25 protein-coding genes are annotated in these 26,770 nt (G+C 67.2%); 3 read left to right on the top strand and 22 right to left on the bottom strand.

Features of this window, described 5'->3' with window-relative positions; all coding sequences use genetic code 11:
* Positions 1–9 precede the first annotated feature (9 nt).
* Positions 10–1,110, top strand: coding sequence for a phosphodiester glycosidase family protein (locus ACWDUN_RS14010; protein ID WP_449929560.1), 1,101 nt, complete (start codon positions 10–12; stop codon positions 1,108–1,110).
* On the opposite strand, the gene ACWDUN_RS14005 is transcribed toward ACWDUN_RS14010, so the two are convergent.
* From ACWDUN_RS14005 to fadD5, 16 genes are all read right to left on the bottom strand, one after another.
* Positions 1,107–3,290 carry a hypothetical protein gene (locus ACWDUN_RS14005; protein ID WP_449929485.1) on the bottom strand — a complete coding sequence of 728 codons (2,184 nt, stop codon included), beginning with the start codon at positions 3,288–3,290 and terminating at the stop codon, positions 1,107–1,109. The two genes, ACWDUN_RS14010 and ACWDUN_RS14005, sit on opposite strands and share 4 nt — an antisense overlap.
* A 129-nt stretch (positions 3,291–3,419) precedes the next feature.
* Positions 3,420–4,250 (bottom strand): SDR family NAD(P)-dependent oxidoreductase, encoded by an 831-nt coding sequence (locus ACWDUN_RS14000; RefSeq protein ID WP_449929483.1) that lies wholly within the window; start codon positions 4,248–4,250, stop codon positions 3,420–3,422.
* Between the two features lie 9 nt (positions 4,251–4,259).
* Positions 4,260–4,940 (bottom strand): YoaK family protein, encoded by a 681-nt coding sequence (locus ACWDUN_RS13995; protein WP_449929481.1) that lies wholly within the window; start codon positions 4,938–4,940, stop codon positions 4,260–4,262.
* Between the two features lie 12 nt (positions 4,941–4,952).
* On the bottom strand, positions 4,953–5,627 hold the full coding sequence (locus tag ACWDUN_RS13990) for a mammalian cell entry protein (protein WP_449929479.1): 675 nt from the start codon (positions 5,625–5,627) through the stop codon (positions 4,953–4,955).
* A complete protein-coding gene (locus ACWDUN_RS13985) occupies positions 5,594–6,145 on the bottom strand; it encodes a mammalian cell entry protein (RefSeq protein WP_449929477.1) in 552 nt (183 codons plus the stop codon). Before ACWDUN_RS13985 ends, ACWDUN_RS13990 begins: the two co-directional genes overlap by 34 nt.
* A complete protein-coding gene (locus ACWDUN_RS13980; protein ID WP_449929475.1) occupies positions 6,142–7,116 on the bottom strand; it encodes an RDD family protein in 975 nt (324 codons plus the stop codon). Before ACWDUN_RS13980 ends, ACWDUN_RS13985 begins: the two co-directional genes overlap by 4 nt.
* Entirely contained in the window at positions 7,113–7,811 is a 699-nt protein-coding gene (locus tag ACWDUN_RS13975; RefSeq protein ID WP_083061003.1) for a hypothetical protein, read from the bottom strand. Before ACWDUN_RS13975 ends, ACWDUN_RS13980 begins: the two co-directional genes overlap by 4 nt.
* Entirely contained in the window at positions 7,781–9,331 is a 1,551-nt protein-coding gene (locus ACWDUN_RS13970; protein WP_083061039.1) for an MCE family protein, read from the bottom strand. Before ACWDUN_RS13970 ends, ACWDUN_RS13975 begins: the two co-directional genes overlap by 31 nt.
* Before the next feature lie 6 nt (positions 9,332–9,337).
* On the bottom strand, positions 9,338–10,480 hold the full coding sequence (locus ACWDUN_RS13965) for a virulence factor Mce family protein (RefSeq protein WP_083061004.1): 1,143 nt from the start codon (positions 10,478–10,480) through the stop codon (positions 9,338–9,340).
* On the bottom strand, positions 10,477–12,120 hold the full coding sequence (locus tag ACWDUN_RS13960) for a virulence factor Mce family protein (RefSeq protein WP_083061005.1): 1,644 nt from the start codon (positions 12,118–12,120) through the stop codon (positions 10,477–10,479). The genes ACWDUN_RS13965 and ACWDUN_RS13960 overlap by 4 nt, the downstream gene beginning before the upstream one ends.
* 10 nt (positions 12,121–12,130) lie before the next feature.
* Positions 12,131–13,720, bottom strand: a complete 1,590-nt coding sequence (locus ACWDUN_RS13955; RefSeq protein WP_083061006.1) for a virulence factor Mce family protein — start codon at positions 13,718–13,720, stop codon at positions 12,131–12,133.
* The gene (locus ACWDUN_RS13950; protein WP_083061007.1) at positions 13,717–14,748 is read right to left on the bottom strand and encodes an MCE family protein; all 1,032 of its coding nucleotides are present in this window, start codon (positions 14,746–14,748) and stop codon (positions 13,717–13,719) included. Before ACWDUN_RS13950 ends, ACWDUN_RS13955 begins: the two co-directional genes overlap by 4 nt.
* Positions 14,749–14,758: 10 nt before the next feature.
* Entirely contained in the window at positions 14,759–15,979 is a 1,221-nt protein-coding gene (locus ACWDUN_RS13945; RefSeq protein ID WP_449929471.1) for an MCE family protein, read from the bottom strand.
* Between the two features lie 2 nt (positions 15,980–15,981).
* Positions 15,982–16,851, bottom strand: coding sequence for an ABC transporter permease (locus tag ACWDUN_RS13940; protein WP_449929469.1), 870 nt, complete (start codon positions 16,849–16,851; stop codon positions 15,982–15,984).
* 37 nt (positions 16,852–16,888) lie between these two features.
* The gene (locus tag ACWDUN_RS13935; RefSeq protein ID WP_276071299.1) at positions 16,889–17,626 is read right to left on the bottom strand and encodes an MlaE family ABC transporter permease; all 738 of its coding nucleotides are present in this window, start codon (positions 17,624–17,626) and stop codon (positions 16,889–16,891) included.
* A gap of 340 nt (positions 17,627–17,966) precedes the next feature.
* Positions 17,967–19,541 carry a fatty-acid--CoA ligase FadD5 gene (fadD5, locus tag ACWDUN_RS13930; RefSeq protein ID WP_449929467.1) on the bottom strand — a complete coding sequence of 525 codons (1,575 nt, stop codon included), beginning with the start codon at positions 19,539–19,541 and terminating at the stop codon, positions 17,967–17,969.
* A 152-nt stretch (positions 19,542–19,693) separates the two neighbouring features.
* On the opposite strand from fadD5, the gene ACWDUN_RS13925 reads away from it, so the two are divergent.
* On the top strand, positions 19,694–20,374 hold the full coding sequence (locus tag ACWDUN_RS13925; RefSeq protein ID WP_449929465.1) for a GntR family transcriptional regulator: 681 nt from the start codon (positions 19,694–19,696) through the stop codon (positions 20,372–20,374).
* 91 nt (positions 20,375–20,465) lie between these two features.
* On the opposite strand, the gene ACWDUN_RS13920 is transcribed toward ACWDUN_RS13925, so the two are convergent.
* The 5 genes from ACWDUN_RS13920 to ACWDUN_RS13900 all read right to left on the bottom strand — a co-directional run bounded on the left by ACWDUN_RS13920 (position 20,466) and on the right by ACWDUN_RS13900 (position 24,034).
* Complete coding sequence (locus ACWDUN_RS13920) at positions 20,466–20,903, bottom strand: SRPBCC family protein (protein ID WP_449929463.1); 438 nt, start codon at positions 20,901–20,903, stop codon at positions 20,466–20,468.
* A gap of 106 nt (positions 20,904–21,009) precedes the next feature.
* Positions 21,010–21,816: an MBL fold metallo-hydrolase gene (locus tag ACWDUN_RS13915; protein ID WP_449929461.1), complete on the bottom strand. Its 807-nt coding sequence runs from the start codon at positions 21,814–21,816 to the stop codon at positions 21,010–21,012.
* Positions 21,807–22,373, bottom strand: a complete 567-nt coding sequence (locus ACWDUN_RS13910; RefSeq protein WP_449929459.1) for a hypothetical protein — start codon at positions 22,371–22,373, stop codon at positions 21,807–21,809. Before ACWDUN_RS13910 ends, ACWDUN_RS13915 begins: the two co-directional genes overlap by 10 nt.
* A 14-nt stretch (positions 22,374–22,387) precedes the next feature.
* On the bottom strand, positions 22,388–23,536 hold the full coding sequence (locus ACWDUN_RS13905) for a zinc-dependent alcohol dehydrogenase (protein WP_449929457.1): 1,149 nt from the start codon (positions 23,534–23,536) through the stop codon (positions 22,388–22,390).
* A gap of 66 nt (positions 23,537–23,602) precedes the next feature.
* On the bottom strand, positions 23,603–24,034 hold the full coding sequence (locus tag ACWDUN_RS13900) for an acyl-CoA thioesterase (RefSeq protein WP_449929455.1): 432 nt from the start codon (positions 24,032–24,034) through the stop codon (positions 23,603–23,605).
* A 26-nt stretch (positions 24,035–24,060) separates the two neighbouring features.
* Between ACWDUN_RS13900 and ACWDUN_RS13895 the strand changes: the two genes are divergently transcribed.
* Positions 24,061–25,146, top strand: coding sequence for an alcohol dehydrogenase catalytic domain-containing protein (locus tag ACWDUN_RS13895; RefSeq protein WP_449929454.1), 1,086 nt, complete (start codon positions 24,061–24,063; stop codon positions 25,144–25,146).
* A 9-nt stretch (positions 25,147–25,155) separates the two neighbouring features.
* On the opposite strand, the gene ACWDUN_RS13890 is transcribed toward ACWDUN_RS13895, so the two are convergent.
* Positions 25,156–26,679, bottom strand: a complete 1,524-nt coding sequence (locus tag ACWDUN_RS13890; RefSeq protein WP_449929452.1) for a phospholipase D-like domain-containing protein — start codon at positions 26,677–26,679, stop codon at positions 25,156–25,158.
* Positions 26,680–26,770: the final 91 nt, after the last annotated feature.

Here is a 26,770-nt window from a genome sequence, read left to right as displayed (position 1 = left end):
CGCTCGCCCCTGTCCGAAGGAAGAACCGTGCCGACCCTTGTCACCCGTCTGCGGCGCTTAGCCGCTGGTAGCGCAGCACTCGCGGTGACCGCGGCGCTGGCGACGAGCACCGGCGCGCCGGTCGCGGCAGCCGCCGACGGGCGGAGTTTGCTGGCCGCCGCGATCGCCAACACGCAGGGTTCCTATCTGGTGTACAACTTCGGCGGCGGTCATCCCGCACCGATGCTCGACGCCGGCGGTCGCTGGTACGAGATCGCCAACGGGGGACGGGTCATGATCATCAAGGGCGCCTCGCAACGGCTGGCCCCGCGCCTTCTGGTCGATACGCACAACGGCTATCAATCCCGGTGCGAGCGCACGCCCGGTGCGCGCACCGGTGAGGGGCTGGTGCAGGCCTCCGAGATCTACACCCCCATCGCCGCGTGGCAGGCGCTGGGCCAGCCGACCATCGCGGTGAACGCCAACTTCTTCGATATCCGCGGTCAGCAGGGCGGATCGTGGAAGACCACCGGGTGCAGTTCCCCGCTGGGCGCGTACGTCGACAACACCCGCGGTCTCGGCAAGCTCAACGTGCCGCTCACCGGGACCATCGCCTACGCCGGCAAACAGGGATTGTCCGGCGGCAACGAGATCTGGACGCCGCTGGCCACGATGATCCTGCCGACCTCGGGCACACCGTTCATGGTGATGCCGCGCTCGGCTGACGATTTCGACGCCGCCACCCCGGTGATCACCGACCTGATGGGCAAGGGCACCCGGTTCGTGGCGGTCGCCGGCCTGGGCCTACTCGCTCCCGGAGAGACCGGGCAGCTGAATGATCCCGGCCCCTCGGCGGCCCGTACCGCGCTGGCCTATGTGCGCGACCGCGATGAGTTCTACGTCTTCCAGGGCGGTAGCTACACCCCCGACCAGATCCAGGACCTGTTCCGGGGCTTCGGCTCCGACACCGCCATCCTGCTCGACGGGGGTGGTTCGTCGGCCATCGTGTTGCGCCGCGACACCGGAGGCATGTGGGCGGGCGCGGGCGTGCCCAAGGGGTCGTGCGACACCTATCAGGTGCTGTGCGACTCCAAGGAACGCGCGTTACCGAGCTGGCTGGCCTTCAACTAGGCAGCACTTCGGGCGGCCTGTTTGGGTCCGCTCACCCCGGTGGCGCTCCGCTTCGGAGCGGTCCGGGGTACCGGCCGCTGGTATGCCGGCGCCTCCTCGGCCTCTTCCTCGGCGACCTCGTCTTCGGTCACCTCGTCCTCGACGATCTCCTCGGTCACCTCGTCTTCGGCAACCTCGGTGGGCAGCTCTGCTTCGGCGACCTCGTCGGTCACCGGCTCCTCCTCGGCGGCATGCTTGGGCGGCAGCCCCGAATCGGGCGGGATCGGTGCGTCGGGATCCGCCGCATGCTTGCCCGTCGACACGTCGCCGTCCGGGTCGACCGACAGGGTCACCAGGTTGGGATCGGAGTCCGGCAGTTCGCCCGCCGCGGCGGCGAGCGTGCGCTGCGCGTTGGCGGCCGACTGGCCCTGACCGGTTAGGCCGGCCAGCAGATCGTCTATGCCCGCTTGCAGACCGCCGAGATTCAGTCCACCGGTGAGCGTCTGGATCAGCTTGCCGAGGTTGTCCAACACATTCGGCGGAGCCGCGGTCGGATTGCCGCTGAAGAACTCCTTCTGGAAACCGTTGACCAGGGAGTTGAACACATCATTCATGGCCTGTCCCCAGTCGATCTTCGGGAACGACATGAAGGGTGTGGCGGTATCGGCATCGTCGAGGGTACGGGTCCAGGTGCCGTCCTCGTTGCGCACCACATCGGTGTAACCGAGGTTGACCAGACTGGTCAGCGCCGGCGCCAGCGCGTTGGCCAGCCGGTAGGCCACCGTGCCCAGCGTCCCGAAGCTCACGGTGTTCAACACATCGCCGACCAGATACAGCGGCTCCAGCAGTGGCAACGTGGTGGTGGCGAGCGTCAGATAGATGTTGACGTTCAGCGGGTTTCCGAGATCCAGCACATCCGAGACGGTCTCGCCGACCTCGCCCAGAATCTGATCCAGCGCGCTGTCCAACTCCACTCCGCGCAGGATGTAGGACGCGCCGATGGTGCCGGCGAGCAAGTTGTTGAACAGCGACACCGGATTCGGCCAGGCCGCCAGATCGGAGAAGGGCTGATACTGCACCGTGGCGTCGACCTTGATGGGCACCAGGTTGGCCGCGCCCAGCTCGATTCCGGTGCCCAGCACCGGAATTCCGGTGCCCACGTTGGTGGTCGCGACGTCCGGGGTGATGATGTCGATGCCCAGCAGATCGAACAGTGGGTAGAACCGGGCGAGCATACCGCCGTTGGCGCGACCGACGTTGTTGGCCAACACCATCGGCAGCAGGGTCAGGCTGCCGAGCGGGCCTCCGCCGTTGGCACCGATACGCGGCTGGTTGGCGAGATCGTCGAGGGCCTGCTGATAGGCCGAGCCGGCAGCCATCGCGCCGAACCCGTATCCGATGACGATCGGGATGCGCACGTCGATCAGGCTCAGGTCGGGCAGATCGATACCGGCCACCCCGTCGAGCACGGCATCGACAAGCGGTCCGAGCAGCGGCAGTTGGCCGACCGCATCACCGGCAAGTCCGAGCACGGCATCGAGCAACGTCTCGACGCCGACCTTGAGATAGGGCGTCGTGTTGATGGCGTCGGCCACCGCGTTGGCGGTGCCCGGTGTCCAGCCCAGGTCCAGCCCGGCCAGCGCCTTGAGCAAGGTGAACGGCTCACCCGGGGTGATGATGTTGACGCCGGGGATGTTGAGACCGGCGAGATTCAGCGGGTCGGACAGATCCAGACCGAGCAGGCCCAGCACCGCCGACAGCGTGATGTTGCCCTGCGAGTCGGTGATGTTGAGCAGATCCAGGATCTGGATCAGCAGCGGGGTGACGAGGCCGCCGAGGATCGGGGTGAGCACCGGACCGAGTCCGATCGGGATCGCACCGAGGATGTCGTCGAGGAAGGCCGTCGGGATCTGGCTCAGCAGATCCTCGATGTTCAGTCCGAATCCGCCGCCGATGTTGATCCCGGCCAGGGCCCGCTCATAGGACTCGATGAACTCCTGCAGCCTGTCATAGCCGACCCGACCCGCTCCGCCGGTGACATCGCGCAGGCTGCCCGGAGGCCCGAACGGGCTCGCACTGGCGGTCAGACCGACCGGCTGCTCCACCACTCGCAGATAGTGATCCTCAGGACGCGGCGGCGGCGTGGGCGACGCCGCACCGACCGTCATCGCCGTCGCGGTGGCGGTCGCCGCCGTGACCATCGCCACTCGTCTGGTGCGCTCCGCTACCCGGTGTTTTCCAGCCATGTACGCCGTGCCTCCCCGCTAGGTCCTGGCGAAAACTTAGCACCGGCTAAGAGCGCGGCCGATGCTTTTGTCCGGGAACGTCGATCAGGGTTGGCGCATCACGATGCGCAGCAATCGGTCTCGGATGGTTGCCGGAAGCCGTGTCAGCAAAGCGATTTGCATCTTGGGACCGGCACCTACGACGTAGCGGGCGCGCGGACGCGCAGCGGTCAATGCGGTCAGCACCACGGCGGCCACCTTCTCGGGCGCCACTGCGATGCGCTGTGAGACGGGCACCGACTTGCGCATACCGGAGATGTGCCGGGCATACAGTGCGCGGTCCTCGGGTGACAGCGCCTGCTCCACATCGTCGACCATGATGCCCGCGGTTCGCCACATGTCGGTATCGGTCTGCGCCGGTTCGATGAGAACCACTGGAATCCGCCAGGGCCGCAACTCCATTCGCAGCGCGTCGGCAGCGGCCTCGAGGGCGAACTTGGACGCGGCGTAGGCCCCGATGAGCGGCGTGGCCAGCCGGCCGTTGACGCTGGAGATGAACACCACCCGTCCCTGACTCCGGCGCAGCCGCGGAAGGACCGCGCGCGTGACGGCGAGTTGTCCGATCACGTTGACGTCCAACTGTTTACGCCATTGATCGGCGGTCACGGTCTCCATCGGTCCGGCGACGACGATGCCGGCATTGTTGATCACCGCGTCCAGCTGCGCCGGCAGCGCCTCGTCGAGTGCCGCGATGTGCTCGTCCTCGGTCACATCGAGCACCACCACCGAAATCCGCTCGGGGTGAGTGGCTGTCAGCATTGCGCCGTCGACGGTGTTGCGCACGCCGGCGATCACATCCCAGCCGGCCACGGCCAGCTGTTCGGCGATGGTCCGGCCGATTCCCCGACCGGCACCGGTCACCAGGACAGTAGGCATGGGGTCAGACTATCCCGGCTGCGGCGCGGGCGGTCCGAGCGCGAAGATCAACCCCGCTGCGGCCACCACGACCGCCGCCACACCGATCACCGGCGCCACCACGAACAGCGTCATGGTGGCCCCCAGCACCGCACCGGCACACATCGTCAACACCACGGCGTAGCGCAGTTTCTCGCGTTCACCGGTGCCGCCGGCAAGCCTGCTGTCGAACCCGATCCCGACGATGGTCTGGGTCAGCACCGTGGTGGACAGTTCGGCGATCCCGAACTGACGGGCGGCAGAGTTCTGCAGTCCGAATGTCACCGCGAGCCCTGCGATCAGAATCAGTTTGGTGTCGTCGTGGTAGCGCAGCACCCCGGTCCCGGCCAGGACCGCGAGCGTGACCAGTGCGCACACCTCCACCGACAGAGCCACCGTCATCCAGCGGCGCACCGACGGTCCGAGGTGGCGGACCAGCCGCCCACCCGCGACGGCACCGCTGACGAAACTGCCGAAGGCGACCACGGCCGCCCACAGATCCACACCTGAATGTGGCACGAACCAGAAGCCCAGGAAGATGACGTTGCCGGTCATGTTGGCCACGAAGACGTGCCCGAGCACCAACACACTGACCGCGTCGACCAGTCCGGTGGCGAAGGTCAGCAGCAGCAGCGCGGTGACCGTGAGCCGCTGCGAGACAGGCGATTGCATGCCCGGTATCCGCTAGAGCCGTGGCGTGAGGTCGAGCGACGTGATGGCGTTCATCTGGGTGATCAGCCAGTCCGTGCCGCTCTTCTCCATGGTCAGCCGGTAGGACAGATACCGCAGTGACGGGATGTTCTTGGTGACCGGGCTGGTGGCCACTGAGTTGGTGTACACGATTGCCGACGCGTTGCCGGCGTCCACCGATTCCACGGCGGTGCCCAGCACCTGGGTGTTGTTGGTGACCTGCGCCTGCTTGTTGGGGGCGACGATGGCGTCGATGTACTTGCGGTACTCGTTCTGGAAGTCCCCGCCCAGGTACTTGGCGGCGCGGTCCGGCAACGTCTCCATGTCCTCGGGGGTGTAGGTCCACAGTGTGGTGATGGCATCCGCGGCGGTGCCGGCGATGTCGAGTTTGACCTGCACCATGGCCCGGTCGTGCAGGTAGGGAGCCGAGGTGGCGCCGGCGAAGGCGGCCGCCGCGACGAACGCCACGGCGCCGGCCGCGGCGAATACCTTCGCGCGCCGCCCGGGCGGGCGGTGCGCCACCAGCTCCGGACCGGGCGCCTCCTTCGACGCATCCGCATCGTCCGACGGACCCGCCTTGTCTGTGGTGTCCGCCTCGTCCGGGGTATCTGGATCGCTGACCTCGGACTCGGTGGTCAGATCACCTGGATCAGTCGGCTGATCTTCCACTGTTGTCCTTCCTTGATAGCCGTTGCCAGCCAACGGCTCCCGGTCTCGATGGTCTGCTTGCCGTCCGGCGTGGTGCTGGTGCTCTTGGTGGCCACCAGCACGTCGGCGCTGCCGTCGTCGTTCCACTGCTGCACACCGGCCTCCACGACCGCGCCGGTGGTGGGTTCCAACCGCGCCACCTGCAGCACGATCTGGTTCTGCTTCTCGGTGAAGACCTGGAGGAACTCGCCGGTGGCCTGAGCGCGAATCCGATCCGCATAGTCGTTGGCGTTGAACGGATCCAGTGTGGTGTAGGCGGTCATGAAGGCGCGCACATAGCCGAGGGCGTCGGCGTCACGGATCTGGGTCTGCCGGTCCGACTCGTGCACCACGGTGAAGTACGAGGCGAAGCCCAGCGCGACGGCCACCAGCACCGCCGACAGCGCCGCCACCACCGGCAGGCCCCAGCGGACGGGCGGATCAACCGGCGCGACGAAGTACTCCCGCCGGCCGGGATCGATCATGCGCCGCGGGCTCATCCGCCGCTTTCCTGCCGTTGCGGGCGGGTCAGCACCGCCAGGTTCTGCACCTGCCACTGCGCACCGGTCTTGACGAAGTCCACCCGCACGGTGGCGGTGATGAACCGCATGGTGTTCGGATCCGAACCACGCTGGCCCTGCATGGCCAGCAGCATCGACGCGCTCGTCGTGGTCGGTGCCGGCGACTCCAGCACCGCGCTGTTGACCGACCAGTACTCGTTGGACACCAGCGGCGCCTTGCGCAGGGCATCCTGCTGGGCCACCAACTGCGGCCGGTAGTCGTCGGAGGCCAGCGAACGAGCCCGCTCGAAATCCTGATCGGCGGTGTCGGGGGTGTAGCTCAGGATCTTCTCCACGATGCCCGCCCCCTGGGCGGCGATCTCGGCGCGGGCGGTGTCCAGCGCGCGATCGGCCCGGTACACCACCAGATAGCCGGCCGTCGCGGCCGCGGCGCACAACAGCGCCACGGTGATCAACGCGATGGCCGCCGGGCGCCGGACATCCCGCGGGGGTTCACCCACCCGGCGTACCTCGGTGCGCAGCAACAGGTCTGCAAAGGTGCGGCCACGCCGATCCCACAGCGGCCACAGCCAGCCCAGCAGGGCCGGCACGGTGTCGACCAGGTGTGCGATATCGCGCAGGATCAACCGGCCGGTATCGGGATTCGCGCCGCCGCTGCTGCGCACCACCCGGATGCCGGTGACGGCCCGGCCGAGCGTCCAGCCGGTGCGGACCGGCAGCACCCAGCGGTTGCCCATCAGTGCAAGTCCGACCAGGACGGCGAGCACCGTGTAGGTCCACCACAACCAGCCCATCAGGGGTGCGGTCCAGGCCAGCATCGCCAACGTCGCGTTCAGCGCGGCACCGAACAGGACGTCGATACCGAATGCAGCGACCCGTGCTCCCCAGGAGGCCTTGACCGGCTCCGGGCCCGGGTCCAGCTGTGCTGCCTCCTCGAGAACGGCCGTCACGTGGTGACCTGCACGAGGTTGGCAATCTTGTAGGTACCGTCGGCACGCTGCATGGTCACCCGCAGTCGGTAGCCCTGCTCCTGATCGGCGGTCTCACTGTTGGTCACCTTGGTGCGCACGGCGACCAGCACGTCCACCGACCCGTCGTCGTGGTGCCGTTCGACGGCCGCGCGCAGGTCGGAGACCTCGACCTGGACGTTGGCGGCCTGGTAGGCCTCGACCATGATCGAGCTATAAAAGACGGCCTGCGCGCCGAAGTCGCCGGTCGAGCAGTCCACGATCCTGGCCTGCGCCGCGCCCATCGACGCGGTGTCGGGCGCCTGCGTGGCGATGACGCAGTCCTTGGCGGCCTGCAGTGCCACCGCATCGTCGCGGGCGATCTGATCGCTGCGAGCGTTCCACTGCAGCAGCAGGTAACCCACCGCACCCATCCCGGCGGCCAGGGCGATCAGCACGACCGCGATGGCGGCGACCCAGCCACCACCGAGCCGGCCGTGGGACGGCTGCGCGGTATCGGGTTCGGCGAGTGACTCCTGGGGTGCCGCGTCGACCGGGTCCGCGGGCCGCTCAGCGGTATCGGCGTCCTTGTCCTTGGAGTCCTCGGAGTCCTTCACATCCTTGGAGGCCGCGGACCCGGTGGCCTCGATCTCGTCGTCGGTGGGGTTCAGCCGGCCGGTGCCAGCATCTCCTTCCATCCGTCATCTCCTGGATTGCTCGAGTTGTTGACGGAGTACTTGACGCCGTCGGGTCCGACCACCTCACCGCTGGACGGGCTGTACACCGCACCCGGACCTGATGCCGGAGTGTAGATGCACGGATTGGGTTGCTGTCCACTGCAGGTGACCGAGCCCTGGCCAGGCGGGGTGAGCGGATCACTGGTCGGCAGCGTCGTCTGCGGCGGAGGCAACTGACTGGCCGGCAGCGGGTTGGTCCCGTTGTTGATCGACGGTGCCGGTATCACCTGTCCCGGGTTCACCGGGCGGGTGCAGCGGGCGCCCGCGGCCGGGCAGTCGACGATCTGGTTCGGGTCGCCGTACCACGGGTTGGTCCCCAGCGGCACGTACGGCTCTTCGCTGCGGCATTCCCGCGGGGTCGCCGCGCGCTTGCCCGGCACGTCGACACATGGGTAGTTGCGCGCACCGCGCACCGCGTTCGGCGCATCCTTGGGGATCTTGCAGTACAGGCCGGACGGCAACGGCTCGGTCTTGGTGTCCGCCGGCGACCGCCACTGCGAGGCCGGCAGGAAGCCGGTCAGGCACGGCGGCGGCGAGTTGATGCCGAGGCCAAGGTGTAGCAACGCTTGCGGAGCGAATATCGTCGCGGCCTGGCTAATCGAGGCCGCCTGCGGCAGCACCACCAACACCTGCTCGACGTTCTTGTTGTAGCGCTTGAGCATGTCGATGACGATCTCGAGGTTGGCCAGGGTCTGGGGTAGCGACTCACGCACGTCGCCGAATACCGCGTTGAGCTGATCGGCCGTCGGGGCCGCCTGCTGCAGACCGCTGCGCAACGCCGCATCCTTCTCGGCGGTCTGCGAGGCGATCGTGTTCAGGTTCGCCGACCAGCGGGCGATGGCATCCCCGGAGTTCACCTGCGAGTCGATGATGGGGCCCGAGTTCTCGACGATGTCGGTCACCGACGGCAGGTTCTCCCGGAAGTCGCCGGCCAGGTTCTGGGTGGCGTCGACGAGGCGCTGCAATGACGGGCCCAGCCCGCCGACGGCCTTGGCCGTCTCGTCGAGCAGGACGCCGATCTTCTCCTCGGGCAGTGCCGCCAGACCCCGCTGCGCGGCGTCCAGCGCCGGACCGACCTCGGCCGGCACGGTGCCCTTGGTGATGGTGTCGCCGTTGTTGAAGTACTGCGACACGTTGTCCGGCGACACCAGGTCCAGGAACTGCTCACCGACCGCCGACACCGAGTGCACGTCGGCGCTCGCATCGACCGGCACCTTGGTGTCGTCGTCGATGTCCATCGTGACGCGCGCACCGGTCTCGGTCGGCTCGACCTCGATCACCTTGCCGACGGTGGTACCGCGGAAGGTGACGTTGGCCGTCTTGTACAACCCCGCCGAGTTCGGCAGTTCGGCGTAGAGCCGGTACATGCCGATCCCGGCGTAGGTCGGCAGCCGCAGGTAGCCCAGCGACAGCACCACCAGCGCCACCACCGTCAGCGCGACGAAGATGAGCAACTGTGTCTTGATCATTCGGGTCAGCAGCATGACTCACTCCGACCTTTCGATCAGCGGGCCGTTGGGCGCACTGTTCGGATTCGGCGTGAACCGCACGTCCGGGATCATCGTCGCCGGATCGCGGCCCCAGGCCTGTTCCAGTGCCCGCAGCATGCCCGAGATACCGGTTCCCGACAGGAATCCGTTGTCGATGGCGCTCAGCGTTAGGTCGATAGTAAGAGAGACGTTGATGTAGTCACCGCGGATCGCCTTCGACACATTCTCGATGTTGAACGGCGCCGTCAGCAGTAGCTTGAGCGCACCCACCAGGTACGGCGAGGCCTTGGCCAGCTCGCGCAGCGGGCGCTGCAGGTTCTTCAGGTTGGTGTTCAGGTTGGCGTTGGTGTTGCTCAACGTCTCGTCCGCGACATCGCTGAGCCGGCCCAGCGAGGTCACCGCATCCGCGAACAGGTCGCGGGTCTCCGCGAAATGCTGAATCAGCGGCGGGAACTCGGTGAGCACCCGGTCCAGCGTGTCGTTGCGCTGGCTGACGATCGAGAGCAGCCGGTTGGTCGAGTCGATGGCGCGGGTGATGTCGTCGCGCTGCTGGTTCAACTCGAAGGTGAAGGTGTCCAACCGGTTCAGCAATTCCCGGATCTCGTCGGAACGCCCGGTGAGGATGGCGTTCACCTCGTTCTGGATCGTCTCGATGTTCGGGATGCCGCCACCGGTGAGGATGCCGGAGATACTGGCCAGCGTCCGCTCGATGGTCGGGTACGCCGACGAATTCTGCAGCGGGATGGTGTCCCCGTTGCGTAGCGGCTCCGAGGACGGATCCTCCGGCTCGTCGAGTTCGACGTGCTGGGAACCGAGCAGCGAGGTCTGGCCGATGCGGGCGAGCGCATTCTTGGGCAGTTCCACCCCCGGTTCGAGGTCGACCGTCAACAACGGCACCCAGTTCTTCAGCTCGATCTTGCGCACCCGCCCTACGAACACGTCGGCCACCCGCACCCGGCTGTTGGCGTTGAGCGCCAACGTCTCCGGCATCTGGATGTAGATCGTGGTGCTGCCGTTCTGGGTGCCCGGCCCGCCGGGCAGCGGCACGTTGGCGATGCCTCGCCACTGTCCGCACCCGGTGAGCATCAGCCCGGCGGCGGCCAGGGCCACCGTGCGGGTCGCGATCTTCTTCAGGTTCATCGTGCACCTGCCTCGGCGGGCAGCGGCGGCCCGGGCGGGGCCGGCGCCGCGGGAGCGGCCGGTGCGCCGACGGGCACCGCGGGCGGCGGATCCCCGGGGATGACACCCGGTGCGGGCACCGGGGGCGGGCCGGGCTGCGGGTACCACGGCGGCGGCAGCGGATTGTTCTGGTCGTACGCGTTCGGCGGCCCGGGCAGGTTGCCACCGGGGGGCACCCCGAAGGCCGGCGGCGCGGCCGGCGGCACGATATCGGGCCCACCGAGCAACGCGGCCAAGGAATCCGGGGTCAGCATGTTCGCGGTGAACGGCTGCACCTCGACGCCCTGCATACCCGGCGCCACGATCCAGCCCGGCTCGTGGTTGCCGTGTGAGAACAGGGTGTCGCGGGAGAAGATGCCCGGCACGGTGGTGTCCTTGTATCCCGGTGGCGGACGCAGGCGCGGTTCGGAGTACGCGATCTGTTTGGGCAGGGTCATCGCGCCGGCGGCCAGGTTGGCGCCGAACGGGAGGAAGTTGAACTTCATCGCGTCCATCACCGGCGCGAGGTACTGGGCGCAGAGCTCGGCGGACTCCTGGTACCCGAGCCGGCTGCCGGCCTGGATGGAGCTGCAGATGAAGTTCAGCGGATTGGAGAAGTTGGTGACACCGGGCAGCACCGGCAGGCTGACGATGCCGCCCTGGTTGGGCGAGACAATATTGACGACGTTGGCCGCCAGGTTCGGGAAGGCGTGCAGCGCCGTCTCCAGCCCGTCGCGCGGCTCGGGCTGCAGGATCGCCGTCGTCACGTCGGAGAGGTTGTTGATGTTGTTGGTGAGCGGCGTGCCGTTCTCGTCGAGGAACTGCCGGGTGGTGGCCAGCACCTCGTTCAGATCGTCCAGCGCGGTGGCGACCTCGCGGTCGGTGTTGGTGAACGAGTTGGTGAACTGCGCCAGGTCATTGTTCAGCGCCACGAACTGCTGATCACTGCGGTGCAGCGCGTTGACGAACACGGCCAGGCTCTTGACGATCCCGACGAAGTCGCCGCGGCCCTCGTTCAGCGCGGTCAGCGCGTCCGAAAGTCCTTGCAGTGTCTTGTTGAACTGCTCGCCCTTGCCCTCGAAACCGTCGGCGAACGATTCGACGATATCGCCGAACGGGCCCTTGGGCTGCTCGGGGGTGGGGCCCAGATCGGACAGCAGCCTGCTGATCTGGTCGCGCAGTTGGTCGTATTCGACGGGGACCTGGGTGCGGTCCTCGTCGATGACCGCTCCGTCCTTCATCTCCGGACCGCCGGTGTAGGGCGGGGAGATCTGGATGACGCGGGAGGCCACCAGCGACGGGTTGAGGATCGAGGCGCTGGCGTTCTCGGGGACCTTGTACTTGCTGTCCCAGTGCAGCACCACCTTCATCCGGTCGCCCTGCGGTTCGATCGAGTCGATTGCACCGACCTTGACGCCCATGATGAGCACCTTGTCGCCCGGGTAGAGCGCCAGGGTCTGCGGGAAGTACGCGGTCACCGTGGTGGTGGTCAGCTTCTTGTACACGTTCCAGCCGACCGCGGCCGCACCGACGGCGACCACCAGCACGATGGCCGTGAGGATCACCGTCGCCTTGGAGAAGTGCGGCAGCTTGATGTTGCGGACGTTGAAGATCGTCGACATCTGTTCAGCCCTACCCTTCCTGCGAATTGGGCGGGAGGAACGGCGGATTGCCGGGCAGCGGCGGTGTTCCGACCGGCGGCAGCTGCTGGCCCGGCCCCGGCGGCGGGGGCGGTCCGGGCAGCGGCGGCGGCAGCGGCGCGCGACTCGGGATGGGTCCCGGCGGTGCCGGGACCCCGGGCGGACCGACCGGCACGGTGCGCGCCCCCGGCGGACCGGGCACCAGCGGCACCGGGGTGCCCGGCACGTTCGGCGGCAACTGACCGGGGATGGCGGCACTCGGGATGCCCGGTGTCGGGCCGAGCCCGTGCACATTCGGGTCGGAGGTCTGCACGCCGACGGGTCCCTGGTAGTTCGGTCCGTACGGGTTGTCGCCGAACGGGCCGACCGTCAGGTCCGCACATGGCAGCGGATCGTTGGGCCGCGGCAGACCGTCGGCCGGCGGGGTGTAGGAGCACGGCGAACCCTTGGGCACCGCAGGACCCGGGAACTCGGGGGTGCCTTCCAACACCCGCGGCGCCGGCGGGGGTGCCCCGTTCTCGAAGCGCTCCCCATTGGGATCGGGGAACTGGAACGCCGGCAGGCCGGCGTTGCGCCAGAACTGTTCGGGATCGATGCCGCGCTTCTTGAACGCGGCGTCGACGAAGGGCTGCAACAACGTCGGCGGCAACAGGTTGGCCACCATCACTTTGAAATAGGGTCCTGACGCGAACGCATCCGCCAGCGAGGTGATGAATTTCCCTGCGATGGACAGGGTGTCGGCCAGGTCTTGCTTGCGCTCGTTGAGCGTGTCGCTGATGGTGTTCAGCTGGGTCAGCACCTTGTTGAGGTTAGGATTGTCCTCGATCAGGCCGGAGACCTGCGTCGAGACATTCGAGATCCGCTCCAGCAGCATGTTCACCGCGTAGCTGCGCTCGTTGACCGCGGCCAGCAGGGTCTGGGCGTTGACCAGCAGCGCGTTGACCTGGCCGCTGCGGTCGCCGAGCACGGTGGCGATCTTGTTGGCGTTGGCGAGCAACTGCTTGAGCTGCTCGTCGCGCTGACCGAGGGTGTCGGAGAACCGCTGCACACCTTCCAGTGCCGCGCTGACATGCGGGTAGGTCTGATCGACGGTCTCGGACAGCACGTTCAGCGACTGCTTGACCGCCTGGGTGTCCCAGCCGGCCGTCCCCTGCGTCACGTCCAGGAATGCGTCGTAGATCTGGTACGGCGTCTGGGTCTGCTCCACCGGCAGAAACTCGCGCGGTTTGAGCAGCTCGTTGCCGCGCGGTTCGACCTCGATGTTCTTGCGGCCCAACACCGTATCGGTGCGGATGGCCGCGCGGCTCTCGGTGCCGATCTGCATACCGCCCAGGGTGTAGCCGATCTCGACCTTGTCGCCCTTGATCTCCATGCTCTGCACGGTGCCGACGTCGACACCGGCGATGCGCACCTTGTCGCCCACGTTCAGGCCACCGGTGTCGTTGAACTGGGCGTAGTACTCGGGCACCGCGAACAGCATCGGCACGCTGGTGATCGAGGATCCCACCCCGATGACGAGCGCCACCGTCACCACACCCATCACACCCTTGCGGATGCGGTCATTGCCCTGGATGGTTCTCATTGCGGTGTGCACCTCCCGGTCGGCTGGGATGTGAGCCGCACGTTACGGACCGGTCCGCCCGGCTGCAGGCCGTTGAGCTGGAGCGAGAGATCGCAGGCGTAGAAGTTGAAGAAGTCGCCGTAGATGCCACCGGAACGGCCCAGAATCTTCAGCGAGGCAGGGATCTTCTGCACGATGTCGTTCACCTGGTCGAGCTGATCGATCAGCGGTTGCTGGATGGTCTCCAGGTAGCCGAAGGTGTCTCGCAGCAGCGGCCGGTTGTCGGCCAGCAGATCCGACAGCGATCCGGCGGCGTTGCTGATATCGGCCACCGACTCGCCGATCGGGTCGGCGCGGTTCTTCAGGCCGGTGATGAGTGTCTCGAAATTCACCAGCGTCTCGTCGAACTGCTTCTGGTGCTTGACGGTGGTGTCCAGCACGGTGTTCAGGTTGGTGATGACCTCGCCGATCGCCTGATCACGGTCTGCCAGAGCCGATGTCAACTCGGCGGTCTGGTCGAGGATGTCGTTGATGGTGCCACCTTGGCCCTGGAAGATCGTGATGATCGAGGTCGCGATGTTGTTGACCTTGTCCGCGTCCAGCGATTTGAACAGCGGACGGAAACCGCCGACGAGGGCGTCGAGGTCCAGCGCCGGTTCGGTGCGTTCCAATGGGATGGTGGCACCCGCCGGCAGCACGGTGTTGCTGTCCCCGCGGCGCAGCTCGACGTAGCGGTTGCCGATCAGATCGAGATAGCGGATGGCAGCGGTGCTCTCGGAGAACAGCTGCAGGTTGCGTTCGACCTCGAAGTCGACGCGCACCCGCTCGCCGCCGTCGATCAGCGTGACGCCCTCCACCTTGCCGACCTCGACGCCGTAGGCGCGCACGAACTGTCCGGTGCGCAGACCGCTGGCGTTCTCGAAGATCGCCGAATAGCCGGTGGTCCGGTCGAAGCGCAGCTGGGCGAACACCACGAAGATCAGCGCGGTGAAGGTCAGCAGCACCGCGGAGATGGCCCCCAGTTTGAAGAGCGTGCCCTTGATACTCATGATGCGTTACTCATGGGTTGATCGTGTTCTCCCCCACCTGGCGTCCCCAGACGTATTCCTGCATGATCGGCTGCCCGAGTTCGAAGTGGTTGTACGGCGCAATGCTGGCGCCGGTGTCCATCACCAGATACGGCATCGGCCAGAGGTCGCGGGTGATCGGCTGCCAGCAACCCGGGCGCCCGCCCGGCCCGCCGGTGGCGTTGACGCGCGGTAGGTTGTCCGGGAACACGTACGGGTTGCCCGCGCCCAAAATAGAACTGCGGGCGAGAAGCGAGTACCCGTTACCACCCAGCGCACCGGCAAGTTTAGGTGCCACACCATGAAAATTACGAATCGTACAGACCAATTGCGGACTGTAATAGTCCAGCAGCTTCGAGGTGGGCAGCAGATCCTGCGCGCCGCGCACCAGATACGGGCCGCCGCGCTCGAAGATGTCGGCGCCGGTGTTGCCGAACCCGACGGCGGCCATCAGCGCCTGGTCGATGTTGCCCTGCTCGGCGTTCAGCGTCTGCGCGGTGGTCACCGCGTTGGCCAACCCGTCGAACAGGTCCGGCGCCGCCTCGGAGTAGACCTCGCCCAGATCGGCCAGGCCGGTGATGTCGCGGCGGATCTGCGGCATGCGCGGATTCAGTTCCCCGAGAATGTCGTTGCCGTCGACCAGGGACTGGCCGAACTTGTCGCCGAGCCCGTCGAGGGCCTGGGCGGCCGCGGTCAGGGTCTGGTTCAGCTTCACCGGGTCGATCTGCTCGGAGATCTTCATGATCGTCTCGAACAGGGTGTTGAACTCGGTGGTGGTGCCGCTGGCCTGGATCGTGGCGCCGCTGCTGAGGCGTTCCGAGGACGGATTCTCCGGAGACAGGAACGAGATGTACTTGTTGCCGAACACCGTGGTGGCCCGCAGTTCGGCCTGCACGTTGGACGGGATGAGCGACAGGTACTTCGGGTCGACGTCGAGGGTCAGCTTGGCCTGCGGCACATCACCGACGGTGACGACACCGGCCTCGGCGAGCCGCCCGATCGGCACCCCGTTGAAGGTGACCTTGGAGCCGCGGTCCATGGCCAGACCGGCGCGCTCGGCCATCACCGTCAGCTGCACACGCTTTTCGAAGTAGCCGCGGAACTGCAGCCAGGTCAGCGTCAGGATGAGCGCGCTGACGAGCAGCAGGATGAGCCCGGCGACCTTGTACGGCGGCGTCTTCGGCTTGACCAGGGGTGCGGAGGGCTGCGTCATGGCTACACCGTCAGGTTGAAGTTCGGGTCGGTGCCGTAGAGCGCCAACGAAGCCAACAGGACGACCAGCACGATGGCGATCAGCGAGGTGCGCATCGACCGGCCGACGGCCTCGCCCACGCCGACCGCGCCGCCGCTGGCGAAGTATCCGAAGTAGCAGTGGTTCAACATGATGATGATCGACATGATGATCACCTCCAGGAAGGACCACATCACGTCATCCACCCGCAGGAAGGTGTGGAAGTAGTGCTCGTAGGTGCCGACCGATTGCGAGTAGAAGACGGTGGTGACCAGCTGCGCCGACAGGAACGACAGCAGGATCGCCATCGCGTACAGCGGCACGATCACGATGGCGCCGGCCATCAGCCGGGTCGACACCAGATAGGAGATGGACTTGATGCCCATCACCTCCAGGGCGTCGATCTCCTCACTGATGCGCATGGCGCCGAGCTCGGCGGTGGCGCCGGCGCCGACGGTGGCCGCCATCGCCTGGCCGGTGACGACCGGTGCGACGACGCGGATGTTGGCCAGTGCGGCGAAGAAGCCGGTGAATGCCTCGACACCGATGTTGCCCAGCGAGGCGAAACCCTGAATGGCGATCAGCGAACCGGCCGACAGCGTGACGAACCCGATGATGGCCACGGTGCCGCCGATGACGGCCATCGCGCCGGTGCCCATACCGATCTCGGCGACCAGGCGCAGCGACTCGCGGCGGTAGTGCTTGAAGGCGTGCGGCAGGTGCCCGACGGCCTGGACGACGAACCACGCGACATGCCCGATGCTGTCGAGGAACCGGCCCGGCGCCCCGGCGTATCCGCGGGTGCGGTCGAAGGCGCGGGGGAAGCGGGTCCGCAGGACGGCAGATGTGCTCATGCGCAATCCGCCTTCGGCTTCTTGCCAAACGTCACGTTCAGCCTCCCGTTCCGAAGCGCACACCGATCGTCGTCAGCACCACGTTCACGGCGAACAGGGCGACGACGCAGAGCACCAGGGTCTCGTTGACCGCGGTGCCCACCCCCTTGGACCCGCCGGCCACGGTGAGTCCGCGGTAGCAGCCCACCAGCCCGGCGATCAGGCCGAACAGGGTGGCCTTGATGACCGAGATCATGACCTCGGGGAAGCCGGTGAGCAGGGTCAGCGTGGAGACGTAGGCGCCGGCGTTGACGTTCTGGATGTAGACGCCGAAGAAGTAGCCACCGACCAGGCCGATGGTGATCACCGCGCCGTTGAGCAGGAACGCCACGAAGGTGGCCGCGACCACGCGGGGCGCCACCAGCCGCTCGATGGGATCGATGCCCAGCACCTCCATGGCGTCGATCTCTTCGCGCACGGTGCGCGCACCCAGGTCGGCGCAGATGGCGGTGGAGCCGGCGCCGGCGACGACCAGCACCGTGACCAGCGGTCCGAGCTGGGTGACCGCGCCCAGCGCCGCCCCGGCGCCGGACACGTCGGCGGCACCGAACTCGGCAAGCAGGATGTTCAGCGTGAAGATGATGAGCACGGTGAGCGGGATGGACACGGCCAGCGTCGGCAGGAAGGCCACCCGGATCAGGAACCAGCTCTGAAGGATGAACTCCTTCCACTGGAAGGGCCGCGTGAGCAGCGCTTTGCCGGTCAGCACCGACATTTTGAAGAAACCGCCGACCATGGTCAGCGGTTTGTCCAGCTGGTCCTTGACGTAGTCGACCAGACCGTTGCCCGCTGTCACAGGCCTACCTCCGGGACGAGATCTTCGCGCAGCAGACTCAGCTGTCGCACGCCCCCTCCTCTACTGTTCGGAGCCCCGTCTCCATTGCGTGTGATCGTGCTCTACCTACCGGTCGGTAGTAACTCGGACCACAGGACTGTACCCGATCCGTAACCGGCCCGGTGCGGCATCGGGATTTATTCATATCGCAACTGTCAGCAAACCCGCCCGGATCGCGTCCGGGCGGGGTCTGTGATAGGAAACCTTGCCCCAGTGCATCTTTCGCCGGCGTCAATGGCGCTCAAGCGCCGAACATGGTGCGGAGCTCGGTCTTGAGCACCTTGCCGGAGGGATTCCGAGGCAGCGCGTCGACCACTTCGAGGGCCTTGGGGTGCTTGTAGCGAGCCAACCGTTCGGTGAGGAATTCGTCGAGTTCGGCAAGCGTGAGCCCGGCAGCGGAGAGCGCAACGACGGCCACCGGCACCTCGCCCCACTTCTCGTGCGGCCGGCCGATCACTGCGACCTCGGCAATGGACGGGTGAGCAGCCAGAACGTTCTCGACCTCGGCGCAGTAGATGTTCTCTCCGCCGGAGATGATCATGTCCTTCTTACGGTCGACGACCCAGATGTAGCCCTCGTCGTCCTGGCGCACCAGGTCACCGGAATGGAACCAGCCGCCCGCAAACGAATCGGCGGTCGCCGCCGGGTTGTTCCAGTACCCCGCCATCAGGGTCGGCGCCCGATAGACGATCTCGCCCACCTCGCCGACCGGCACGTCGTTCATGTCCTCGTCGACGATGCGCGCCGACACCGTCGGGATGACCTTGCCGACCGAACCGAGCTTGCGAATCGCGTCCTCGCCCAACAACATACAGGTCACCGGAGACATCTCGGTCTGCCCGAAGGCGGCCAGGATGTTGGCGCCGGGGAAGGTCTGCGCCATTTCCTTCAGCAACGTATCCGAGGCCGGCGCCGCACCCCACGACAACACCCGCAGCCTGAGGTTGCGGGGCTGGGCGCGCTGCGCTGCGCACACCGCCTGCCACTGGGCGGGCACCAGGAAGATGCCGGTCACCACCTCGGCCTCCAGCACGTCGAGCAGGGCACCCGGCTCGAAGGCGCCCAGCGGATAGACCACGGTGGGCCTGCCCAAAAGCAGCCCCGGGATCATGTTGCCGATCCCGGCGATGTGGAACAGCGGGACACCGATGAAGCCGACATCGTGGTTGAGGTCGGCGCCGTTGGTGAACAGGAAGGTTTGCGCCTGACCGCTGATGTTGGTGTGGGTGAGCACCGCCCCCTTCGGCCGACCGGTCGTGCCCGAGGTGTACATGATGAGCGCGGGTGAGTCGTTCGGGATGTCCACCGGCTCCGGGGACGGGTTCTGCTCGGCAAGCAGGTCGTCGTAGCCGAGCACGCCGTCCTCGGTGTTGCCGCCCGCGACGATGACCGTGGTCAAGCTCGAGTCCAGGTCGCGGACCGCGGTGGCCACCGGCGCCAGCACCGCCTCGGTGACGACCACCCGCGCGGCGCAGTCGCTGACCAGGAATGCGATCTCCGGCGGCGTCATCCGGAAGTTCACCGGCACCGCGATGGCGCCGAGCCGGTTGGCGGCCAGGAAGGTCTCGATGAACTCGTTGCGATTGAGCATCAGGATCAGCACCCGGTCGCCGAACTCGACGCCACGGCGCTGCAGCGCACCGGCCAACGCATCGACCCGCCGATCGAGCTCGGCCCACGTGGTGGTCTGCCCGAGGAAGCGCAGCGCGGTCTTCTCCGGCTGCATCAGGGCGTGCCGGGAGAGCTGGTTCGACCAGTTCTGCTGCCGGGCGAGATACGGCTGTTCGGTGCGAGACGGGGCGGTCTGAACGGTCAACGCAGCACTCTTTCGTCAGGGGATACCGTGCGCTCTTGCGCATGTTCAAATTTTGAGCAAGGTTTATATTTGATCAAACCCTGTGTCGTCCCGGTCACACTATGACGACACCGCCCCCGGGACAAGCCTCCCGACAGCACAGCAAGGACCACATGAACGCATCCGTCCGGCTGCAGCCGGCGCGTCGGCGCGAGCAGCTCTCCGACGAGGTCGCCGGCCACCTACGGGTGGCGATCATGTCCGGTTCTCTGCGGCCGGGAACCTTCGTCCGCCTCGACGAAACCGCCGCTGCGCTCGGCGTCAGCATCACCCCGGTGCGCGAGGCGCTGCGCACGCTGCGCGGTGAGGGCATGGTGCAGCTGGAGCCCAACCGCGGACATGTCGTGTCACCGTTCACCCGCGACGACATCGCCGACATCTTCTGGTTGCAGGGCGCCATCGCGGCCGAGTTGGCCGCCACTGCCGCGCAGCGGGCCACCGATGCCGATATCGACGAGCTCGAGCGGCTGACCGATGATCTCGACACTGCGGTTCAGGCCGGTGAGGTGGAGGCGATCGCGCTGGCCGAGTTCAGATTCCACCGGGCGTTCAACCGGACGACCAATCGGATGAAGCTGGCCTGGTTCCTGCTGAACGCCGCGCGCTACCTGCCGCCACACATCTACGCCTCCGATCCGCAATGGGGTGTGGAGGCGGTGGCCAATCACCGCCAACTCGTCGCCGCGATGCGCCTCCGCGACGCCGCCGAGGTGGTGCGGCTGACGCGCAGTCAGTTCGACGACGGAGCCCGCCGGCTCACCAGCCTGCTCGACGACCTGGGCCTGTGGACCTGACACCCCTTCTTCACGCCCAATCGAACAAACGGGCGCCGAAGTGCGAGTGGGATCCGACCAAACGTCGATCTCGGTATCAGGGGATCCCAGCCTAGGCCAGTGCCTCGGCGCGCTTCTTCAGATTTCCGGCCAGGTGCTCCAACGCATCGTTGACGACCTTCTTCACCATCATCGACGGCACGCCCGGCATGTCCACCTCGACGTCCATGTCGACGGTGAGCAGGCTGGTCGGGCCCATGTCCACGACGGCGAAGAGCTGCTCCTGTTTGGAGAACACGTTGCCCTGCTGCATCACGGTCTGGATCTGGTTCTCCGCGGGGTAATAGACGGCCTGGATGTAGGTGCCTTCCATACCCTGCACCTTGGTGTCCAGGCGCAGCTGGCTGGGCCGGCCGTCGTCGTAACGGGCCAGGATCCAGGCGCCGACAACCTCTTCGTTCCACTGCGGGTACGCCTCGAAATCCGCAACGATCGACATGATCGTGGCGGCGGTGGCGGACACCTCGACGGTCTTGCTGACGATCGGCATCCGGCGAGCATATCGACCCGGCACAGCGCGTCGACGCTGGCGGTGGCGGCGCATGCCACTCTCACTTTGCCGCCCTGCGCGCAGAGTCAACGGGAAGGGGCCGGCGTCAGATCTGGACCGTCTCGCCGCGGCCCAGTTCGACGATGCGGTCATCCATCTGACGACGGGTCATCACATCGCGGAACTCGCTCAGCGGCGAGGCGAAGACGCCGTAGTCGTCGAAGTGCACCGGGATGACCTTCGGCAGGTCCAGTGCCGCGACGGCTGCGGCACCCTGTTCCCCGTCCATCGTCACGGTGAGGCCGAACGGCAGCTTGCCGCCCGCGGGCAACCGGGTACCCCCGAGATGCACGATGCCCGCCTCGATGGAACTGAACCGCACCGGTATCTCCTTGAGGTCCTCGATGTAGAGCGTGTCCCCGGAGATGTAGAGCCGACGCTGCACCGGGTCGTCGACCGTGCCGAAGTCGAGCATCGACCCCATCACCGGCGGCAGCAGGCGCTGGGTCCAGGTCGGCGCGTGCCGACCGGGTAGCGCCGTGACGCGCAAGGTCGTGGAGCCCTTGACGATATCGCGCGATTGCCAGGTCAGCAGGCCGCGCGCACCGTCGAATCCTCTGCGCACCAGTCGTTTCGCGGCATGTGGTGTGGTCAGCACCCGCAGCGAATGGTCGAGGTCGCGCTGGGCGACGCGGTCCCAGTGATCCCCGTGCATGTGCGACAGCACGATGGCGTCGATGGGCGGCAGTTCATCGATGCTCAGCGCCGGCGGATGCCGCCGCCGCGACACCAGCCCATATCCCAGATAGGCGTGTTGCCCTTGGTGCAGGAAGTTCGGATCGGTCAGCACCGTGATCCCGCCCGCCGAGATCAGCGTCGTGGCGTTGCCGACGAACGTGACGCTCAAATCCATCGGCGCGCCGTCCGCCGGGCGGCCTTGGCCGCCAGAACCCCGGCCAGCACCCACGGCCCGGCGACCAGCAGCGGATCCATCCAGGTGTGCGCGTTGTCCACGCGGGTGGTGCCGACCCGGGATCGCCAACCGTGGTGGGTGAATTCGCTTCTGATCCCGGTCTGGGTGATGGGGTTGTCCGGGCGCAGGGTGAACATCGACGCGAGGTGGCTCTCGACGGCGTCGATCCGATCACCACCGATCAACAACAGCCAGTGCGCCGCCCGACCCTCGCTGTAACGATAGGCGAACCGGCGCACCATGCCGGACAGTCCACGCAGCGGTGTCGACGTACCGAAAACCGGTGTCAGCCTGGCGTGTTCGATGGACCGTTCACGGGGTCGCTGCTCAGGCTGCTGCTCCGGGAGATCCCAGTGCGCGCCGGAGGCGGTCTTGTCGAACCGCATCCGCGGCACGGCCGGCCGGTCGGCGGGATCGAGATCGACGCCCCAGCCCGGGATCCGCGCCCGCAGATCGTCGCTGTCGGGTACCGGAGGGTGATCAGCGGTGTAGACCATGGTGTGTGCTCCTGTCAGCCGGCCGAGGTCAGGACGATCGGCTTGATGCAGTCGTCGAGCTTGGCGGAGAAGATGTGGTAACCATCGGCAATGTGTTCCAGCGGGATTCGGTGGGTGACAAGGTCGTTGGGTTTGAGGTAGCCGTTGCGGATGTGGGAGAACAGCCGCGGCCACTGCCGTTTCACCGGGCACTGGTTCATCCGCAGTGTCAGCCCCTTGTTCATCGCGTCGCCGAATTTGACCGCGCTGAACATCGGGCCGTAGGCACCCATGACCGACACCGTGCCGCCCTTGCGCACCGAGTCGATGGCCCAGTTCAGTGCGATCGGCGATCCGCCCTGTAGTTTGAACTTGGCAGCCGTGACGTGTTGCAGGAAGTTTCCGTCCGCTTCGGCGCCGACACAGTCGATCACCGCGTCGGCACCGAGCCATCCGGTCGCCTTCTTCATCTCCACCACGATGTCGTCGAACTCGGCGAAGTTACGGGTTTCGGCGTGCGCGAAAACACGGGCCTTCGCCAGCCGGTTCTCCAGATGATCGATCACGATCACCCTGCCGGCGCCCATCAGCCACGCGGATTTCGCGGCGTACAGCCCGACCGGTCCGGCACCGAACACCGCGACGGTGTCACCTTCGGCGATATCGGCCAGCTGCGCACCGAAGTAACCGGTGGCCAATGCGTCGGTGCACAGCAGCGCATCCTCGTCGTCCATCCAGTCCGGGATGATCGAGGGCCCGACATCGGCGAACGGCACCCGCACGAACTCGGCCTGTCCGCCGTCATACCCCCCGCAGGTGTGCGAGTACCCGTAGATGCCGCCGACCGCAGTGGCGTTCGGATTCACGTTGTGGCAGTTGGAATACAGCCCGCGCGCACAGAAGTAGCAGGAACCGCAGTAGACGTTGAACGGCACCATGACACGGTCACCGCGTTTCAGGTGGCGGACCGACGGTCCGACCTCTTCGACCACGCCGATGAACTCGTGGCCGAACGTCATACCGACCCGGGTATCCGGCATCATCCCGTGGTAGAGGTGCAGATCGGAACCGCAGATGGCGGCCATCGTGACGCGGACGATCGCATCGTTGGGATGTTCGATCGTGGGCATCGGTTTCTCTTCGACCCGCACCTTGTACGGCCCGCGGTAGACCATTGCGCGCATGCTGCCTCCTCAAGTGGCGGACGCACGGCGGCTACCCACTTTGGTGGGGCGGAAACGAGCGCTCGGTCAGGGAGTCGTGTCGTGGACTGCGGTACCCAGCAGGCTGCGGATTTCGTCCGGGATGCGAATCGGGCGTCGGGTTTCGCGGTCGACGTAGACGTGCACCCACGAGCCGACCGCGGCCACCTGGCCGCCGACGGCCCACAACCCGGTGCGGTAGGTGACGCTGCTGTTGCCCAGCCGGGTCACCGCGAGACCGACCACGAGATCGGACGGGAACTGCAATTCGGCGAAGTAGCGGCAACTCGATTCGGCCACCACGCCGAGCCAGGGGACGGTCATCGGGTCGACGTGGGCTGCGGTGCCGATCCAGGCGTTGATCGCCGTGTCGAACAACTGGTAGTAGACGGCATTGTTGAGATGACCGAACATGTCGTTGTCGGTCCACCGCGTCTGCACCGGCCAGTGCACCCCGAAGTCCGCGCTCGTGTACTCCATGCCGGCAAGCATGTCAGGCTTGAACCATGTTGATTCGCGGTGCGGTCCTGGAAACCATCGGCGCAGCCCGTCCGTACTCCGCGTCGCGGCCCCTGGCCGTGACGGAACTGCAGCTCGACGATCCCGGTGACGGTGAGCTGCTGGTGCGGATCGAGGCGGCCGGCCTGTGTCACTCCGATCTGTCCGTTGTCGACGGCAACCGGGTGCGGCCGGTGCCCATGCTGCTGGGCCACGAGGCCGCCGGGATCGTCGAGAAGACCGGCGGCGGTTCGGATCTGACGGTCGGGCAGCGGGTGGTGATGACGTTCCTGCCGCGGTGCGGACAGTGCAGCGCGTGCGCGACCGACGGTTTGGCGCCGTGCATCCCGGGCAGCGCGGCCAATGGCGCGGGCACCCTGCTCAGCGGGGCGGTACGCCTCGGCGGCGGCGTGCTGCACCACCTCGGGGTGTCGGGGTTCGCCACCCATGCGGTGGTGGATCGGCGTTCGGTGGTGCCGGTGGACGATGACGTCCCCCCGGTGGTGGCATCGCTGCTCGGCTGCGCGGTGCTCACCGGCGGCGGCGCGGTGCGCAACGCCGGACGACCGCAGCCGGGTCAGACGGTCGCCGTGGTCGGGGTCGGCGGCGTCGGGATGGCCGCCGTGCTCACCGCGCTCGCCTATGACGATGTCCGGGTGGTCGCGGTGGACCGGATGCCGGACAAGCTGGCGTTGGCCGAGTCGTTGGGCGCGCATGAGACGTTCACACCCGAACAGGCCGACGGGCTCAAGGCCGAGGTGGTCATCGAGGCGGTGGGGCATGCCGCCGCCCTGGAGACCGCCATCGGGCTGACCGCGCCCGGTGGCCGCACCATCACGGTGGGACTGCCCGCCCCCGACGCCCGGATCTCGGTGTCGCCGTTGGGGTTGGTGGCCGAGGGCCGCTCCCTGATCGGCAGTTACCTGGGCTCGGCCGTGCCCGCGCGTGACATCCCGGCATTCGTCGAGCTGTGGCGCGCCGGGCGGCTGCCGGTGGAGCGGCTGGTATCGGCGACCATCGCGCTCGACGACATCAACACCGGTATGGACGAGCTCGCCGACGGCCGGGCGGTCCGGCAGATCATCGAGTTCTGAGCCTCGCGCTCAGACGGTCAGGCCGACGCGCTCGCCGGCGGCCCGCACCACCGACCACAGCCCCGGCGCTCCCTTGGCCAGCGGCCAGGTGATCACCGAGACGGCCACCGCGCAGACGCTCACCGCGATGGAGGCCGGCACCCGGACCGGGTCCATGAGGTCGTTCTCGGCGAACGGCCCGGCGTCGGCCGAGACCATCAGCGGGGTGAACTTACGCAACGAGCGGCCCGCGCCGCGCAGCGAGTCGACCGCGGCGACCACCGAGCCGCTCTTGGCGATCTCGGCGCGCAGCGCGTCGACGGGCAGGCCGAGATGCTCGGCCAGCAGACCATCGCGCATGTCCGCGATATGCGTGCGCACATCCTCGCGACCATCCGGATCATCCAGCGCCACATCGCATTCGCTGTCGAAGCCGAGCGACCGGTTGTTCAGGTTGGAGGATCCGATCCGCAGGAACCGGTCATCGGCGACCACGATCTTGGAGTGGATGTACAGCGACTGGCCGCCGGGCACCGCCGGCCAGTAGACACCGAGCCGGCCGTGCTGATCGGCGTCCCACAGCAGCTCGAGCATCCGCGCCCGCGCGCTGTCCATCGACTCGCGCTCCAGCGGGCTCTCCGACGTGCGCGGCAGGACGATGACGACCTCGGGGCCGTCCGGTTCACGCAGCCGATCCGCCAGCGCCTCGCAGATCCCCCGCGCGGCCAGGTACTGGTTCTCCAGATAGATGACGGCGCGGGCGGCGGCGATGGCGGCCAGGTTCAGGGCCTCGACCTCACGGACCTCGTCGCGCTCCGGTAGCGCCGGCAACGTGCGGGCGATGCCGACCGGCACGTGGCGCAACGCCGGCTCGCAGTGCCTGGGCCAGACGCTTGCTCCGGGCCCCACCGGCGGCAATGCCCGACCGGTCGCCATCTCCCACCGGTCGCGGGCCACCTCGGCCAACGACCGCGCGGCCTCGCCGTCCATCACCGCCGCCACCTCGTGGCGGGGACCGTAGGTCTCGCCGGCGGCGCGCCGACCGGGGTCCTGGGCGTCATGCGAGCGGGTGTCCCAACGGCCCAGTGTCAGGTCGATTCCGCCGCAGAAGGCCACGGCGTCATCGATCACCACGATCTTCTGGTGGTGCACCGCACCGGTGGGATGGGCTCCGTCGACTGCCAAATGCATGCGCTGCGAGGTGATCCGGTTGAGCCACTGCACCGGCACGATGCTGTACCAGTACCGCTCGAACACCGGCAGCAGGCGCAAGTTCGACTTGAGAACGTAGACCTTCAGGTGCGGGCGCCGCCACAGCAGCCAGAACAGGAACGGCCCCAGCTGGTTGGGGCCGGGCAGCGTCGCGCGGCCGGGCTCGAAGGTCATCCTGGCGTCGAAGTCCCATCCCACCAGCAGGATCCGGTTCTCGGCGCCGAGCATCGCCGACTTCACCTGCCGCAGATAGTCTGCGCCGTCGATGACGGGGGCGTACCGATCGGCCTCGACGGTCCGCCAGCACGTCTCACCCGGTGACAACAGCCCGGTGCCGATCATGGTCATCTCCTTCGAACCCACTCGACTGTTGAGTCGGCTGATCGCGTGCGTTTTGCACGCACATGAGATGCGAAACACACCGCCGCGAGCG

Source organism: Mycobacterium sp. NPDC003323 (assembly GCF_053589535.1).
This window is presented reverse-complemented; position numbering and strand designations above follow the sequence as displayed.